The following is a 15,976-nucleotide window of genomic DNA, read 5'->3' as shown; positions in this document are numbered from 1 at the left end:
ACGCGGCCGTTTCCCGGGCGTGTGGGTGATCGGGGTCCCGCAGTGACACTGAGGGCCTGCGGGGCTCCCAGCGGGGCTCTCAGCGCCTCGGGCGGGGGAGACGGCGGCGGGGGCATCACGCGGCGCGTCGGGGGTCTGGGGTGTCGCGGACGCGGAAGCGTCCCTTACGCTGGTAGGCACAGCGTTGGGTCCGTTCTGGTTGGTCTTAGTCGGCAGGTCGGTCGGACTCACGTGGCGCGGTTCAGGGATTAGGCCCCCTGGGTCGCGCCATTTTTTTGCTCCTGATGATCCTGGCACTAGTTGAGCCATTCGTTGCCCCCGCCCCGCCCGAGGGGCCTGTGGCTGGTGTGAATTGACGGTGCGGAAGAAGCCCCGCCCGGGTCTGGGCGGGGCTTCCTGTGCGTCAGGTCCTCCTCGTCGTGTGCCTCGTCGGCCTATGGACGGAGTGGGCCTGTGATCCGTTACAGGCGCGCGCGCTCGCGTAGAGCGGTCTCATCAGTTCCACGAGCGTTCCTCTTCGCAGGTCAGGGGCTTGGGCTGGGGTCTCACCCGGTAGTACGCCGCCGGGCGATTTCCGTTACACCCCGGTCGGTGGCCGGCAGTCGCGCGCGCCCGCGTTGAGCGGTCCAGAAAGTGCAGCAACTACGTGAGGGACCAGGTCCACGGGTCGCCGTCGGCGGCGGCGCGGTCGGCGGCGTCGGCCAGGAGGCGGGCGCGTGCAGCGAACTTGAACTTGGCCCGGGGGTGGCGGGCTGCTCGGCGAAGGAGGGCGGCAAGCTCGGCGGCCTCGTCGACGGGGAAGGTCTGACTTCCGGTGCCGGCGTTCTTCAGGAGGTAGGGGAGCTGACCGCGTTCGAGGGTGGTGAAGCACTCCTCGATGCACTTCGCGATCTCGGTCAGCTCGGTGAGCGAGAAGCGGTCCACTCCGAAGAAGTCGGACCCGTGGGAGATGGTGACGTGGTGAGCCACGGGTCAGTCCTCCGTGTCTGTGCGGTCTGCGAAGGCGTCGGCGACGTTCATCAGGAGCACTTCGGCGTTCATGAGGTGGCCGACGAGCCGTCCGGCGTCGGTGAGGTCGGTCGGTCGGATGTTCTGGACGTAGAGCCGGACGGCCTCGATGACGGCGGTCTGCTCGGCGGCCTGGATGGGGTCGACGGTGGCGGCGACGTCGGCGGCCGGGCCGGGTCCGGCGGGGGTGCGGTCCATGTCAGCTCTCCTCGAATCGGGCGACGGAGCAGGGCGGGCAGAGGGTCATGGCGGTCAACTCCACTTCCAGAGCTGGCGGGCGGCGGCGGCCCGGGTCGCGGCGGCGGCAAGGTCGCGGGCGAGCTGGGCGGACTGGCGGTCCATGAGGCCGGAGTCGGCGGCGCGGAGCAGGAGGCCGGCGGCGGTGCGGGCGCCGTCGGGGGTGATCTGGAAGGGGTCGCCGCTGCGGCGGTGGAGGACCGGCCGGAGGAGGGCCCAGTCGCGGGCGGTGAGCGCGTGGGCGGCGGCCTGGGCCAGGGAGCCGACCGCGTTGTAGCTGCGGTGGGTGGGCTCGCCGGTGACGGTGCCGTGGGAGATCGTCCAGCCCATCAGCGGGTCACCGCCGTACGGGCGGCCTCGCGGACGAGCGCCAGGACGTCGGCCTCGGTCCGGTCGGGGCAGTCGTTCCACGCGGCGTACGTCGCGGTGCAGCCGCGGGCCCGGAGGACGGACTGGAGGCGCTGTCCGGCGGCGGCGACCGTGGACTCGTCGCCCATGCCGAGCCGGTAGAGGACAGCCTGTGCTCCGAGGATGCAGCGGCGGCCGCCGGTCGTGCGGTGGGTGCCCTGGGCCCAGCCGTAGCGCTGGATGACCAGGGCGGTCAGCTCCAGGTGCTCGGCCACCGTGATGGGCCGGGCGACGCCGTGGCGGTGACGGATCATCGGGACGCTGAGCACCCAGTCGGGCAGCAACCGCAGGACACGGCCGGGCAGGACTGCGGCCGGTGCGTGCAGCTGCTCGGAGCCGAGCGCTTCGGCGACGAGTTCGGCGGTGGTCTTGGTGACGAGCGGGTGTGCGGTGGTGCGGGTGCGGGCGGCGAGGTAGTGCTCGATGTCGGCGACCAGGCCGTCAACGTCGATCGGGGCGTCGGCGCTGGGCGCCGGAGTTGCGGGGCGGGTCAGGGTCGTGCTCATCTCTGGGTACCTCCTGCGGTCTTGTGCTGCGGGTTGGGTGGGTGGGGCGCTCCTGGTGCTGTCCAGGCGGAGGGAGCGCCCCATCGGCATGTCCGGGGGTCAGTGGTGGGTCACCACCAGCTCGACTTCTTGCCGCGGCCGGCCTTCGCGTTGTTCGCGGTGGTGGTGGCGACCTGCGCCTCCAGCGCTTCGAGTTCCTGCCGGTTGAGGCGGCGGTTGTACTTCTGGCCCATGCCGTCGAGCGGGCCCTCGCACTGCGTGGCTTCCTCGCTCAGGAGCTTCAAGCCGCGCGGGCGGACGGTGTAGACGGTGCCCTGGTGGACCAGGTCGGCCAGCGTCCCGGCGTTGTCGACGACCCAGTCCGAGACGAGCCAGGACCGGCCGGTGACGCGGCACTCGCGGAGCTGCTTGGGGTCCTCCCACGGGGCTCCCCGGGTCTCCAGCTCCACCGTCAGGTAGAGGACGGTCCCGATCTGGACCTCCTTGCGGAGCTGGCGGAGATCCCTTTCGGTACGGAACGCGGTCTGCTTGGCCATGACGAACTCCTCTGCGGTGCGGGGTGGGTGGCCGTGGCGCTCCTGGTGCTGTCCAGGCGGAGGGAGCGCCACGGCGGTTATGGGTGGTTTTGCGGGGTGGTCCGGGGGGTGGTTGCCCCCCGGTCCGTGTGCGGGTTTGTACCGGTTTGGCCGATGGTCGGCCGGGGCCCCGGGGTGGTCGATCGACCGGTTCGGGGTCTCTGGCGACCGGGGGTCATACCGGACCATTCCGGGCGCTGACCGGGGGTGAACCACCCGGGCGACCGGGGTGGTTAGCCCTTTTTGCGGGGGATCGCGTCGGCGATCTGGGCGCGGGTGTAGCCGTTGGGGTTGGCCATGCCGTCTATGGGGCCGAGCTTGACCGTGGTGCCCGCCCCGGCGGCGCGGAGCCGGGCCTGCAACTCGGTCTTGGTGACGTCGTCGTACCGGCCGGGGATGTGGGACTGGAGGATCGACAGCAGGCGCTCGGTTCGGGCCCGGTCGTAGCTGAGGTCGTCGAGGAGGGTGACGCAGTCGGTCAGCAGCCGGACGCGGGCGGCCTCTTCGGCGTCCTCCTTGCCGTACTCGACCGCGTCGCCGGTGAGCGTCCCGGCGTCCTCGCGGAGCTGGCGGCCGCGCAGGCAGATGTCCCGGAAGGCCGGGAGGTCGATCACGTCCGCCTTGAGCGTGGCGTGCCCGGACTCCTCGCCCTGGTCGAGGACGACAACGCCCTTGGACGCGTCTCCGAGGAGGTGCGGGGCCGCGCCGCCGGCCACCGCGTCGTCACCGAGGACCATCTTGGCGCTGCGGTCGCCCTTGACCCGGTAGCTGGCCCGCTTCGCACAGACCTCCCGGAGCGCGGTCGGGACGCTGGAGGCGTCCGGGCGCTGGGTGATGAAGATGCCCATGCCGCCCACGAAGCGGGTCACGCGCACGTACCGGGCGAAGCCCTCGACCATGAGGTCCCGGCCGCTGCGGGTCTTGGCGCGGCCGCCGTTCTCGGGCTCGTCCTCGATGGGGACCTGGACGAGCGCGGCTCCGTCCAGGAGCTCCTGGAGCTCGTCGACGACCAGGAGCACCGGGCCCATGCCCTTCGCTGCGAGGTCCCGCGTGATCTTCCCCTCGGGGACCAGGTCGGGGTCCTGCTCGTAGAGCCGGTCCAACTCGGTGCCCCGGTCCTGCATCTCGGTGATGGTTCCCTCGATCACACCGAGGACGCGGCGGATGATGTCGGGGCTGGCCCCGGCGATCCACTGGTGGGCGACGTGGCGCAGCGGCGCCCAGTCCGGGCCGGTCTTCCCGGTGATGACGACGATCCGCACCGTGGGGTCGAGCGCGGCGGCGGCGGCGATGAGCCGGGCCAGGTAGCTCTTGCCGTAGCCCATCAGGCCGCCGATCAGGAGCGAGGACCACAGCAGGTGCAGCACGTGGCGCTTGCGCCGGGCGTCGGCACCGAGCGGGACGCCGTCGCCCCAGAAGTCCCAGGCCGGGGCGTCGATCAGCTCGGAGGGGTTCTTGCCGTTGCCGTACGGGTTGTCCTCGTTGGCGACCCAGAGGACGAACCGGCCCTCGTGCCCGTCGTCGCCGGTGTCCGGGGTGATCTCGATGCGGGACTTCTTGATCCGCAGGGCGGAGGCGAGGTCCTCGATCCGGGAGACGGCGGCCGACGCCTTGATGCCGCGCGGCAGGTCGACGGTGGCGGTCCAGCCGGGGCCGGCGGGCTCGATGACTCCGGCGAGGTGCGTCTCGTCGCGCTGGGCGGGGGTGATGATCCCCGCCTTCACCAGCGCGGTCACCAGGTCGGCTTCGCCCTGGACGCGGCCGGACTCCGGCTTGACCAGGCTGACCCGGCTCATCGAGGCGAGGGTGTCCGGGACGAACGGGCCGTCGGCCGCCGGGACTCCGGCCGGGGCGAGGCCGGGGCCGCCCTGCTGCGGAACCGTCGCGGGGATCTCCTCGGGCGACAGCGGACGGGAGAGGTACCACCAGGCGGCCGGGCCGCCGGCGCCCAGCGCGGCCAGGCCCATGAGCGGCTCCATGGTCAGGCCGTGGAACCCGGCGTACGTTCCGGCGGCGACCATGCCGACCCGGCTGGCCTTCTTCGCCCACCGGGCCTTGGACATGTCCCGCCCACTGATCTTCATGCGGTCGGCATCCGGCCCGGCCGCGTCCAGCGCGGCGAGCTGGGCCAGGAGCGGGGCGGCGGCCTCCTCGGTGGGCGCGGCCTTGATCTGGGCACGGAGCCCGGCGGCCAGGGCGCGGGACTCCTGGCCCTGACGGCGGTCGGCCTGGCGGCGCTTGCGCTCGATCTCGGCGGCCAGCTCGGCGTCCGTGACGTCCGCCGTCGAGAACCAGGCGGACAGCCGGAGGCTGACCCGGGCGCGCTGTGCGGCGAGGACCTGGCGGGCCCGCGCGCTGTGGGGGCCGGCCTTCTCGCGCAGCCGGTCCATGCGGGTCGGCTCGACGATCTCGGCGTCGATGATGCCGTCGTCGGCCGGTCCGGGGGTGGTGGTCTCCACTGCCATGGGATCTGTCCCTTCCTGCTCGGGGGTTGGGGGCCGCCGCCGGGGAGTCGGCGGCGGCCAGGGGCAGCGGGGACCTACATCCCGGCCCAGATGTTGCCGAACGCCGTGACGCCGGAGCCGGTGAGCTGGGAGACCAGCGGGCCGATCAACGTGCCCGACAGCAGGACACCGAGGGCGAGGCTGACGACGAACCAGCCCTTCGCGAGCTTCCCGGCCTTGATCCCGAAGAACGTGATGACTCCGAGCACGAGCGCGGCGACCGCGACCGTGGAGATGCTCCCGGCCCCGGCCTGCGTCTGGACCTGCTGCGGCTGCTGCTGGAGACCGGTACCGATCTGCGAGCCGACGCCCTGCGGCGCGACGTCGTTGCCGGGCATCTGGCCCGGGGCTCCGTCGGCGAGGGTCACCACGGCGGAGTGGTGGGCGGCGTCCGCCCGGTAGGAGACGGTGTCGAGTCCACGGACGTGGAGGACCCGGCCGTCGGGGAGGGAGACGGGGGCGCTGGCGGCCCGGTGGGCGGCGGCCTCGACCGTGGCGACGGCGGCCTCCGTGGAGTCGGCGGTGGCGGCAGTGGCGGTGCCCATCAGCGCGGCGGCGGCAGCACCAGAGACAGCGAGGGCGCGAACGATGCGGGACATGGGGATCTCCTCGTGGAGTCGGTGGAGCAGTGGGTGAGGGAGGGTCAGACCGACGCGTCGGCGGTCTCGGTGCGGCGCTTCTGCTCGGCGCTCATCTGCTTCTTGGCGACAGGGCTGTACTTGGTGCCGGGGGTCCGCACGGGAGGCGTCCCGCCGTTGCCCTTGCGGCCGTCCGTGCCGGGCTTCTTCGGGCCCTTGGAGGGCTTCTCCGACTCGTCGCCCATTTGGGAATCGACCTGCGCTTTTTCGCCCGCGAGCGGGCCGTTCTGAGCGACCCTCACACCGCGCTTGGCGGTGCGGGTCTGCATGATCTGGGCGGCGGTCTGGCCGACCGGCGCACCGTGGATTTCCGTCCACGCCCGGCTGTACGTCGCGTCCGACGGCTCGACCCTCGCGGCGGACCTGCGGAGGACTCCGTCGCGGACGGGGACGACCTCGCCGCTGAACGCGGCCAGGGCGACGGCCCGCTCCCAGACCTCGGGGTCCTCGGCCTCACGGGCGAGGCGGACGGCGGCGGCCCGGCGGGCGTCCTCCTCGGCCTGGCGACGCTCGGCACGGCGGGCGGACCGGGACGGGCGACCGGCCTTCTTCGCGATCCGGCCGTGCTCGTGCAAGTCCCAGATGACCGGGCCGATGATCGAGCACAGCGCGCCGCCGATCGCGGTCGCGACGCCGAACGCCTCCAGCCCGTGAACGACGTTGATCCCGGCGGCGATGAGCGCCTGGAGCATGGCTCCGGCCCGGTAGTGCCAGGACGGCCGGTCGTCGTCGATCGCAGCCTGAGCGCCCATCAGCAGCGCCCACGCGACGCCCTCCAGGACGAACGGGGCGGCGACCAGGAAGAACGCCTTCGGATCCCAGAAGGCCATGACCTGGAGCGGGAGGGAGACCACGACGCAGACGATCGCGATGGTGAGCGCCGACCGGCGCCACACCTGGGCCGACTTCTCGGCCTTGGCCTTGCGGGCGGCCTCCTCGCGGCGGGCCTCCTCGCGGGCCCGACGCTCGTCGGCGGCCTCGTCGAGCGCGGCCTGAATGTCCTTCTGCGCCTTCGCGGCGGCCTTCTCGTCGGCCAGCGCCGTACGGCGGGCGTCCGACTCGGACTTGATCCGCAGGGCCTCGGCCTCGGCGCGCATCTGCTCCGCGCGGGCCAGCGCCTCCGGGTCGTACGTACCGGCCTCGGGCCGGAGTTCGGTGACCGTCACGCCGCCACCTCCAGCGGCGCGGCCGGGTCGGCCACCATCGCCAGGACGGTCAGGTGCGTCACCGCGATGTCCTCGGCCGACGTCGCCGCCGGCAGACGCGCGGCCTCGAACCAGTCGCCGAAGTCGGTGGGCTGCTCGCCGGAGCGGCGCAGCCGGTAGTGGTCGGTGATCGCGTGACCCGCGATCGTCCGCAGCAGACCGGCCGGGTTCTCGATCCGGCGGCCGGTGAAGTCACGGACCAGCCGGAGGAACGTCTCCGAGGCGATGTCCTCGGCCAGGTGCCAGTCGGCACGGTCCAGCCGGTTGTAGACCCAACGGGTCAGCCAGTCGCCGTGCTCGGTGAAAACCGCGGCAAGGTCCTCGCTCGTCGCCTGGGGGATCGAGACCTGACCTGCGGATGTACCGTCATTCATGGGTCGTGCTCCTCTCACATGGAACGGCCCGAAAAGCGGCTCCGGTGCTGACACACCGGGGCCGCGCTGCTTCCCGGTGAGACCGGGGCAACAGCGAGTGAGTTGATAGTGCACTAGCACACTAGGCACGTCAACAGTTAGGCTCTGCTTAGCGCTCTAGTCCTGTAGGCGCAGTGGCCTAGAACAGACCCCCAAGGAGGGCTCAACATGGCTCCCGCGATCGACCGCACGCCGCCCTACCTGCAAGTTGTCTCCGCGCTGCGGAAGCAGATCGTCGGCGGAGAGCTCAAGGACGGCGACCGAATTCCGTCCGTCCGCGACCTGGCAACCGAGTGGTCGATCTCCCAGGCGACCGCCATGAAGGCAGTGGCAGCGCTCCGAGCCGACGGACTCGTCGAGTCCGTGACCGGCGTCGGGACGATCGTCCGAACGCAGAGCACGCTGCACCGCAGCGCGGGCGACCGGTTCGCCCGGATGCTCTCCACCGGAAAGATCTACGCTCCCGGCGAGTACGCCAAGATCACCGAAGCCGGGATGGCCGTTCCTCCGGTCTGGGTGGCTGACCACCTCGGAATCGAAGAGGGGGCAGAAGCCGTACGCCGCCACCGGATCACCCACAACGAGGCCGGGCCTGTCGGCGCGTCAACCAGTTGGTTCGCCCCTGAACTGGCCTCCTCCGTGCCTGCCCTGCTCAGCACCGAGCGGATCCCGGGCGGCACCCCCTCCGCGATCGAGGCTGTGACGGGACAGCGAGGCGTCAGCAGCAGCGACAGTTCCACCGCGTCACTCGCAACAGAGCAGCAGGCTGCCGAACTCGGCATCGACCCCGGCAGCCCGGTCACCATCGGACGCAACGTCCTCCGCGATTCCGAAGGCAGCGTCATCGAGGTAGGCGAGTACGTCTCCGCCGGAGGCCGCTGGACCACCGTCGAGCATCACTACGCCTGACCCTCAACACGAAGGCCCGCCCCGGTCAGTGGGGCGGGCCTTCGTCATGTCCAGGGTGCCCCAGTCCCCTTCCTGGTGGGCGCCATCTGCCCGTAATCCTCCGTGGCCTGGAGCGCTGGCGACTGCGGACCGGCCGGGCTGGAAACGACAGCTAGCGGCGAGAGGGGTGGGGTCGCGGGGCGTCTCACGGCCGTCTGCCGGACGATCGCGGGGTCGGCCGCCGTACCGCCGCCGTCACGGATGGCAGGCGCGTACGCGGCCCGGCAGCACCGGAGATGGGCGGGCGGGGGGCACCTGCTGCCGCGATCGGGCCGGGCCCGGTGTGGTCGCTGGCGCGTCGGTGCACGTCTCGTTGGGGTCGGGCTGCGTGTCGTTCAGGCATCCCGTGCCGGGGGCCCGCCCGGCTGAGTGGTCGGGAGCTCCTGGCCGTCGGTGCCGATCCCGTACCGGGCGAGCCGGACGGCCATGTCGTCGTCCTCCCACAGCGGCGGGTTCGACACCGTGGCCGGCGGAGTGGGCGCCGCGGCTTCGACGACCGGCGCGGCCGCGACGGCGGCGGCCTCCTGGTCCCGGTCCCGTTTCATCGGCACGCCCAGGCGGCGGGCCTCGAACGCCCGCTGCCGGTGGCTGCGCTTGCAGTACCGGCGCGGGGACCAGGAGCCGAGCTGGCTCACCGGTTCGCCGCACCACTCGCACGACAGGTACTCGGCCCCGGCCACGCGCTGCGTCGGGAGGTCATCGCTCATCCGGCGACCATAGCCGTCACAGTGACGGCCTCAGCATCGAGACCCGTCACAGTGACAGCTATAAACCCGTCACTGTGACGGCTTTGAGCTGGGAGAACGCGGGGGCGGTGTCGCCCGGCGCGACCGGTGTCGGCCACGACGATGCCTCCTCGCGCCGGGTGATGCCGACCGCAGCGGGGGCCCGGGGGGCGGCGAAGCCCCCCGGCGACCACCGGTGCTCAGCGGGTCTTTCCCGGACCGCCGGATGACGGCGGCCTGCGCCGGAGGTGGGCGGGCTGCTCACCCTGCGGCCGCGCGGGGCCGGCCTTTCGGCGGCGGCCGGTCGACGGTGCGCTGCGGGCGGCGGCGCTGCGGGCGCGGGCCTCGGCCTGGCGCTGCCCGGCGGGCATCGTGCGGCGCAGCTCGGCCTCCTGGCCGAGACGGTCGATACGGGTCTCGGCCTCCCCGATACGGCGGGCGAGCAGCTCGACGCGGGCCAGCTCGGTATCGCGCCGGGCGCGGCCCTCGTCCTGGTCGCCGCGCTGGGCGTCGGCCAGGAGCTGCGGCCACTCCGCACGGAGTCGCCGGTCCTCGCCCTCGGCCCACGGCAGGCCGGACGCCTCCTGAGCGGCACGGGAGGCGGCGGCCGCGCGGCTCGTCGCCTTGCTGGCCTGCTCGACGTACGCGTGGATGGCCTCGCTGGAGACGGCCGCCCGCTTCTCCTCGGCCTTGCGGCTGGTGCCGAGCTTCCGCAGCTCCAGCCAGCCGAGTTCCTTGCGGTGCTTGGCCTCCCGCCAGATCTTCCGGGCGGCGTCGGCGGCCGTGTCGGCGGCCTGACGGTCCTGGCGGGCGGTGACCTCGGCCTCGATGTGCGGCCGCGCCGCCTCGACCTTCGCCGCGAGCTGGTGGAGCTCCCGGGCGCGGGGACCGGTGACGGCCCCGGTGGCCATGCCGTCCCACGTACGGGCGTTGGACCGGGCGGTCTCCATCTCGGCCTGCCACGTGCTGATCTGGCGGTGGGCAGCCTTGATCTCGGCGGGGATGGAGTCGGTGGCGAGCGCCCCGTGTGGGCGGCGCCGCTTGTCGGTCCAGGCCGGGACCGGCTCCGGCTCAGGCGTCGGCAGCGCTTCCGCCGGCACTTCCTGCCCGGCGGCCTTGGCCTGCCACTGGGCCAGGATGCGGGCGGCCGGGTCGGTGCTGAGCGCCGGGTGGTCACCGGGCTGCCCGGCCCCGCGCTCGATCCGGCCCCGGCGCAGCATCTCCGTCGCCCGGTCCACCCGCTCGGCGGTGGCCGCCGCGTCCGGCCCGGCGGTCGGGTCGTCCCCGATCACGTCCTTGAGCTGGGCCCACCGCAGGTCCTTGGCCACCTTCGAGGCGGTGTGCCAGATCTGCTCGCCCGCGCCGTCGACCAGGCCGTCCAGCGTGAACGAGTAGCCGTTCATCCGGCCCGTGCTGGCCTCGTTCGCCCGGAAGTGCACGCCCGCGTCGGCGAGACCGGACTCGAACGCGGCGCGGCCCAGTCCGCGGCTGGCGTCCCGCACTTCGCGGACCAGGCGGCGCAGCTCCTCACGCTCCGGCGGCCGGTCAGGCTCGGGGCCGCGACGCCGTTTCGACGCCTCCAGCTCGTTGTTGCGGACCTGCGGGCCCTCGGCACGGAACCGGTCGCGGGCGCGCACCAGGTCGTGCTCCTCCTCCAGGCGGTCGGCGGCCTCGCGTGCCCGCCGGTAGTCCCACCGGTCGGTGAGGAGCTGCCCGGCCCAGTCGACGCGGGAGACGGTGAGGTGGATGTGGTCGTCGCCGTGGCGGACCGCCACCCACGGGGCCCCGTCGAACCCCATGTCCGCGATGAACGCCGTGGCGATGGTGGCCCACTGGGCGTCGGGGAGGATGCCGTCCTCGTCGGGCAGCGACAGCGAGGTGCGCCAGATCGGCGCGGTGATGCCCGGCCGCCGGCGGGCGGTGTGGTCGATCGCGCGGGCGACCTGGAGCGGGGTTCCGGTGACGTTCCCGGCGACGATCCGGGGGTTGATGTGCTCGTCGCGGCGGCCGGGCCCGAAGTCGTAGATCAGCGCCCCGACCGCGCGCTTGCCCTTGGTGATGTTGGCGATCACTCGGGGTCCGTGTGCCGCATCGGCTCGATGCCCCTCACCGCCAGGGCGGCGTTGCCGACCTCGAACAGGGCGGCCTCGACTGCGGCGTGGAGCTGTCCGTCCTGGTGGGTGTAGCGCACGAGCTGGTTGAGGTTGGCGCCGATCCGGCACAGCTCGTCGTACGTGTCCTGGGTGATCGGGGGCAGCGGGGCCGGCCCTTTCTCGGTGCCGGGGGTCTCGCCGTCGGCACGGTCCGCGAGGACGTCCTCGACCACGGCCCGCACCCAAGCGCCCATCTCCCGGCGGCCGGAGTCACCACGGGCCGACTCCCAGCGCTCCCGCTCCTCGTCGGACAGCCGCACCGAGACCGTGTGCTGCCGCTTCGACCCCGGCGTCCCGCGTGCCATCTGTTCCCCTCCGACCGTGACCGGTCGCCAATTGGCGACCGACCCACAGTCGTACCAGCCGATCCCCGGCCGGAGCCCCCACACCTATGCATCACGACGTCGACGGCCCGATTCACATGCTCACGCGCTTCCACACGTCGCTCACTACATAGCTCCCTGCGTCCCTACACGCATCCCTACCTACGTCCCTACCGACCTACCGATGCACCTACCGACGCGCCTACCGGCCTAGCTACAAAGATCGCTACAGAACACACCGAGGCATTCTTCAATCTGTCGGGGCTTGCCCAGCACGCGGGCTGCTCCCGGAAGGAACAGCCCGTCAGGTACGCGCGCTCCCGTACACGTTCGCGGAACCGTCGGCGGTCATGGCATCCTGGGTCCAGCTCTCGTCGGGACCGCCCGACAGGCGGCTCGTGACCGCCGGAGAGTACGCAGAGGCGAACCGGCTCAAGCCATAAGAGCCCAGCCGACAACGGTCCATGATCGTTTGGTCGGTTGCTCTCCTCTGCGGTAAACCGCCCCGTCAGTGCGGCCAATGCGCATCGACGGAGACTGCTGGTGAACCTCTTCCGCGAGACCCTCCCCGAGTTCCTCGCCCAGGTCGGGTACGGGATCCTCCTTCTTCTGATCACCGCCGTCGTACGTCGGTGGAAGAACCGCGGATCCCGCGATAACAACTCTGAGTCGGAGTAAGACCGACGGGGGCCAGGGCGCCGACCTCGCTCGGCGCCCTGGCCAGACCATCACCGACGTTGACACCGAGGTCCGTCGGCCTCGTGCCGCGCTACAACGAACGCCGCGCGGGACGGCAGAGAGCCGCGCACCGGGCGTTGCGCGGGGCGCGGCGAGGACCGTTGCTCAGGGGGTTGCGGCCGTTCGGCGACTCACCACTCACCACCGCACGTCAGACCGGGGATTCGGTCTGGTGAGGTGACCGACTTCCCCTGTCCTGGCCCTCGGCTGATGTGGGCGCCGGGAGACCTGACGGGGAACCGGAAGCGCCGCTGCGCTCAGCCGGAGCCGGTCGACCAGGTCCTGGCCGACGCGAGGTGATCGGGATGTACGGGGCTCCGTACTCCCACGTGGGCGCGGATGACGTCATGAATCGATGCTGCCCCGCGACCCTCCCTCGACCCCGGCCGCCACCGCCGCGTACGTCATCGACCCGGGCGGTACGTCACCGGGATGACGTACCGGCAGACGGCACGCGCCATTCGTCAAGACACATTGACGCATGCGGCACATTGTAAACGCTCCTTGACATTCGGGGGGCGCGTCAAGGATTCTGTACGCCAAGCATTCGACGTCAAGGGGTCTTTACATGGGTTGGCAGACGGATCAATTCGGCAGCGACCACGAGGGGTACGCCGTGGCGGTCATGGGCGACGGCACCGAGCCCGCCCCCATCAAGGGCAACAGCGCCTGGTGGCTGTACGACGGGCAGGACGGACGGCCCCGCGCGATCGCCGTCCGCGCCGGGTGCGAGTGCGGGTGGCGGTCCTCCGAGATGTTCCCGGTCGACGTCACCGACCACGACGGGACGGAGGGCTTCGAGTACGGCATCGACGCCCCCTTCCCGTACGGGGCTTGGGAGCGCCAGCACATCGCCCCGCTCCTGGGCACGGCCGTCCCGGAGGAGCTCACCGATGCCATCGCCACCGTCCGGCGGCTGCTGGCCGGGCTGACGTCCTCGCGCCCGATCGCTGCTACGGCCGCCGCCGCTGAGGTCGAGAAACTCGGCAGTGCAGCACTTCAGCGGGCGGTCACCGCTGCCCGCGACAACGGCGGGAGCTGGGAGGACATCGGGCAGGCCCTCGGCACCAGCCGCCAGGCCGCGCACCAGCGGTTCGCGAAGGCGCTGTTCCGCGGCTGAACCTGCCGGACGACACGAAGGGCCCCGCCGATCGGCGGGGCCCTTCGCCGTGGAACCACCGCCACCCGGCACCGCCCCGCGACCGCCACCCGGGGTGGCGGGTGACGGTCGGGCGGCGGTGGCCGGGCGGTGCTCTGCGGTGCCGGGTGGCGGTGCTGCCGGGGCCCGACGGCCGCGACCACCCACCGCACCGAGCGGCCCTCAAGGCCGTCTCGGTGACCGCCCCAGCGGGGCGGTGTCCCCCGGCAAGCGGAGCGCCGCCGTGGGGCGAGGGCCGGTAAGCGAAGCGCACCGGCATACCTCGCTGCCGAGATTTTGGCGCGGGCGGAGGGTCAGGCGACCGCCCGCGCCTTCTCGGCCTGGACGCTCCCGCGCCCGGTCACCGGCTCCGGCCGACCACCGCCCGGAGCCCCCGGGGCTCCGGTGCCGGCGCTTGCGTCGGCTGCCCCTCCGGACCACGCGTCAGTCGGTCGGCACGGCGGGGCGCGGGACGGTCGGGAGGTTCCAGTTGACCCACCTCCCCTTCTCGATCGAGCCGAGCATCACGGTGGCCTTGTCGTGCTCCTGGAGCTTGTCGGCGATCCAGTCCTGAGCGGCCGCGACGATGGCGGGTTCGGCGAAGGTGAACGGCTGAGCGGTCATGCCGTCCATCCGGTTCCAGACGGCAAGCAGCTCGTCGAAGCCAGCGGACGGGGCCGCCCAGAAGAAGACGTGCTGACCGCTGTGGTCGGCGATGCGGGCGAAGCTGACGTCAGGGAGATTGCGGGTCACGGTTGTTCTCCTCACGGGTAGGGCGGCTGGCTACTGGGCGGCGGCGAGAGTTTCGCGGCGGCGGCGGTGCAGGAGGCTGAGGAAGCTCTCGGTGCCGTCGGCCACGCGGGCCGCATCGAGTGCGGCCTGTGCGTCCTTGCGGGCGTCCCAGGCTCCGGGTTCCTGCCGGACGATCCGGGAGGCGCGACGCTCGCGGTCCTGGCGGTCGAACTCGTCGCGCCAGACAGCCATGCGGGCGGCGAGCGTCTCGCGCTCCATGCTCTGGAGGACCTCGTCGGCAGTCGGCACGGTCCCGGCCTCGAAGACATCCGGCTCCTGGACGTCGAGTCCCCAGGTGAGTCCCCACGTCTCGATCAGGGCTCGTACGGCGGCGGCGCCGCCCTTCTCGGCGGCGTGCAGCAGGGCGAGCGGTCGGCCGGGGTGCCGGGCGATGTACCGGTACCAGGTCGAGGCGGGGATGCGGGCGAGCGGCGTCCCGGCCGATGCCTCGTCGGAGGCCACCTTGCCGTCGGCGCGGTCGTCCAGCTCGAAGCCCATCTCACGCAGGAGCTTGCGCAGTCCGTTGGACCAGTACAGGGCTCGGATGCCGACGGCGGCCGCCACGAACTCCTGCCAGAGCTGGACGTCGATCGGGTCGGCGTCCGGGGCGGTGGCGGCGCGGGCGATCTCGAAGGGGGTCCGGTGTCCACCCTGGCCCTGCTTGATGTCCTGCCGGGTCAGCTCGTGGGCGATGCCCCATTTCGCCTTCCCGTCCTGGCCCTTCATCAGGTAGCGGGCGAGCTTGCCGGACTCGCCCCGGTCGGGGGCGTCGATCCGTACGGCGACGGGCTTGCCGTCCTTCTCGCTGATCTCGACCGGCATTCGGGCCCCGACCTTGACCAGGGCGGCGGACCAGACCTCGAACGCGAGGTGCTGGAGCTCCTGGACCTGTCCGGCCGCCAGGGGCCGGGCCAGGAACAGCAGCACGTGGTAGTGCACGTGCCAGCCGTTCGAGCCGTGGGTGACCTCCCAGGCCCGGACGAAGCCGCGGATCTCGTACGCGGCTTTCGCGTCGCGCCAGGCCCGGCCCGCGTTCTGGCCGAAGCCGCGCTTCCACGCCTCGCGCTGCTTGCCGAGCAGGTCTTCGAGCCGGTCCCGGAGGTAGTGCCGCATGGTGAGCGTCATCATCACCAGGCCGCAGGACTGGCACTCCCAGAACTCCCCGACCTGCTCCAGTTCGTCCTGCCGTACGCGGCGGATGGAGGTGGAGCAGCAGGGGCAGACGTGGACCGAGCCGCAGGTGACGACCCCGGCGAACCCGGCCCGGCCGTTGCGGATCACGGGGGTGACGCCGCCCGCGAGGACGGACAGCCCGCAGTCGGCGAGCCTCTGGAGGCCGGACAGCGGGCGCAGGGCCTCCCGGAGGATGAAGGCCGCGTCGCGGGCAGCGGTGTCCGTGCCGGTCTCCGGCCGCGCGCCGGGGACTCCTCCGCTGAACGGGGCCGCGTCCCTTTTTGCCGTGCGGCTGCCCGGGTTGTCCGTTTCGCCGTTCTGATGCAGGCCGCTGACCTGCATGTCCGTAGTTTTCGCGGTAGTACCAAGGCCGCGTCCCTTTTTGGTTCGGGCCGGTGCCGCCGTGGCGGTCGTGGTGGGCCGGGCCGCCAGGGCTTCGCCCTTGGCGATGGCGCGCTTGGCGCGCTTCTTGCATGCCTCGGAGCAGTACAC

Annotated in this window: 16 protein-coding genes; 2 read left to right on the top strand and 14 right to left on the bottom strand. The window is 72.3% G+C overall.

The window, feature by feature from the left end; translation table 11 throughout:
• Nucleotides 1–642: 642 nt before the first annotated feature.
• From AC0VY3_RS38390 to AC0VY3_RS38350, 9 genes are all read right to left on the bottom strand, one after another.
• A complete protein-coding gene (locus AC0VY3_RS38390; RefSeq protein WP_451716289.1) occupies nt 643–969 on the bottom strand; it encodes a DUF7739 domain-containing protein in 327 nt (108 codons plus the stop codon).
• Nucleotides 970–972: 3 nt separating this feature from the next.
• Nucleotides 973–1,206, bottom strand: coding sequence for a hypothetical protein (locus AC0VY3_RS38385; RefSeq protein WP_451716292.1), 234 nt, complete (start codon nt 1,204–1,206; stop codon nt 973–975).
• A 54-nt stretch (nt 1,207–1,260) separates the two neighbouring features.
• Nucleotides 1,261–1,575: a DUF7739 domain-containing protein gene (locus tag AC0VY3_RS38380; protein ID WP_451716295.1), complete on the bottom strand. Its 315-nt coding sequence runs from the start codon at nt 1,573–1,575 to the stop codon at nt 1,261–1,263.
• Nucleotides 1,575–2,159 carry a DUF6197 family protein gene (locus tag AC0VY3_RS38375; RefSeq protein WP_475552076.1) on the bottom strand — a complete coding sequence of 195 codons (585 nt, stop codon included), beginning with the start codon at nt 2,157–2,159 and terminating at the stop codon, nt 1,575–1,577. The genes AC0VY3_RS38380 and AC0VY3_RS38375 overlap by 1 nt, the downstream gene beginning before the upstream one ends.
• A 110-nt stretch (nt 2,160–2,269) precedes the next feature.
• Nucleotides 2,270–2,695 (bottom strand): hypothetical protein, encoded by a 426-nt coding sequence (locus AC0VY3_RS38370; protein ID WP_475552075.1) that lies wholly within the window; start codon nt 2,693–2,695, stop codon nt 2,270–2,272.
• 272 nt (nt 2,696–2,967) lie between these two features.
• A complete protein-coding gene (locus AC0VY3_RS38365) occupies nt 2,968–5,199 on the bottom strand; it encodes a hypothetical protein (RefSeq protein WP_475552074.1) in 2,232 nt (743 codons plus the stop codon).
• Nucleotides 5,200–5,273: 74 nt separating this feature from the next.
• Entirely contained in the window at nt 5,274–5,837 is a 564-nt protein-coding gene (locus AC0VY3_RS38360) for a hypothetical protein (protein WP_350802070.1), read from the bottom strand.
• A 44-nt stretch (nt 5,838–5,881) separates the two neighbouring features.
• Nucleotides 5,882–7,042, bottom strand: coding sequence for a hypothetical protein (locus AC0VY3_RS38355; protein ID WP_475552073.1), 1,161 nt, complete (start codon nt 7,040–7,042; stop codon nt 5,882–5,884).
• Entirely contained in the window at nt 7,039–7,455 is a 417-nt protein-coding gene (locus AC0VY3_RS38350) for an RNA polymerase sigma factor (protein WP_475552072.1), read from the bottom strand. The genes AC0VY3_RS38355 and AC0VY3_RS38350 overlap by 4 nt, the downstream gene beginning before the upstream one ends.
• A gap of 207 nt (nt 7,456–7,662) precedes the next feature.
• Here AC0VY3_RS38350 and AC0VY3_RS38345 point away from each other — a divergent pair, with 207 nt between their 5' ends.
• Nucleotides 7,663–8,403, top strand: coding sequence for a GntR family transcriptional regulator (locus AC0VY3_RS38345; RefSeq protein ID WP_475552083.1), 741 nt, complete (start codon nt 7,663–7,665; stop codon nt 8,401–8,403).
• Nucleotides 8,404–8,777: 374 nt separating this feature from the next.
• Here AC0VY3_RS38345 and AC0VY3_RS38340 read toward each other — a convergent pair whose 3' ends face one another.
• The 3 genes from AC0VY3_RS38340 to AC0VY3_RS38330 form a co-directional block, all read right to left on the bottom strand.
• On the bottom strand, nt 8,778–9,149 hold the full coding sequence (locus AC0VY3_RS38340; RefSeq protein WP_475552082.1) for a hypothetical protein: 372 nt from the start codon (nt 9,147–9,149) through the stop codon (nt 8,778–8,780).
• A gap of 218 nt (nt 9,150–9,367) precedes the next feature.
• Entirely contained in the window at nt 9,368–11,239 is a 1,872-nt protein-coding gene (locus AC0VY3_RS38335; RefSeq protein WP_475552081.1) for a relaxase/mobilization nuclease domain-containing protein, read from the bottom strand.
• The gene (locus AC0VY3_RS38330; protein ID WP_475552080.1) at nt 11,236–11,625 is read right to left on the bottom strand and encodes a MobC domain-containing protein; all 390 of its coding nucleotides are present in this window, start codon (nt 11,623–11,625) and stop codon (nt 11,236–11,238) included. The genes AC0VY3_RS38335 and AC0VY3_RS38330 overlap by 4 nt, the downstream gene beginning before the upstream one ends.
• 1,324 nt (nt 11,626–12,949) lie before the next feature.
• Here AC0VY3_RS38330 and AC0VY3_RS38325 point away from each other — a divergent pair.
• Nucleotides 12,950–13,501: a hypothetical protein gene (locus AC0VY3_RS38325; protein WP_475552079.1), complete on the top strand. Its 552-nt coding sequence runs from the start codon at nt 12,950–12,952 to the stop codon at nt 13,499–13,501.
• Between the two features lie 462 nt (nt 13,502–13,963).
• On the opposite strand, the gene AC0VY3_RS38320 is transcribed toward AC0VY3_RS38325, so the two are convergent.
• Together AC0VY3_RS38320 and AC0VY3_RS38315 are read right to left on the bottom strand one after the other, a co-directional pair.
• A complete protein-coding gene (locus AC0VY3_RS38320) occupies nt 13,964–14,272 on the bottom strand; it encodes a hypothetical protein (protein ID WP_475552078.1) in 309 nt (102 codons plus the stop codon).
• A 30-nt stretch (nt 14,273–14,302) separates the two neighbouring features.
• On the bottom strand, nt 14,303–15,826 hold the full coding sequence (locus tag AC0VY3_RS38315; RefSeq protein WP_475552077.1) for a protein rep: 1,524 nt from the start codon (nt 15,824–15,826) through the stop codon (nt 14,303–14,305).
• Between the last annotated feature and the right edge of the window lie 150 nt (nt 15,827–15,976).

The sequence above is a fragment of the Streptomyces sp. iso_384 genome, assembly GCF_056172905.1.
Note: the sequence above shows the minus strand (reverse complement) of the source record. Positions and strands in the feature narration are given on the sequence as shown.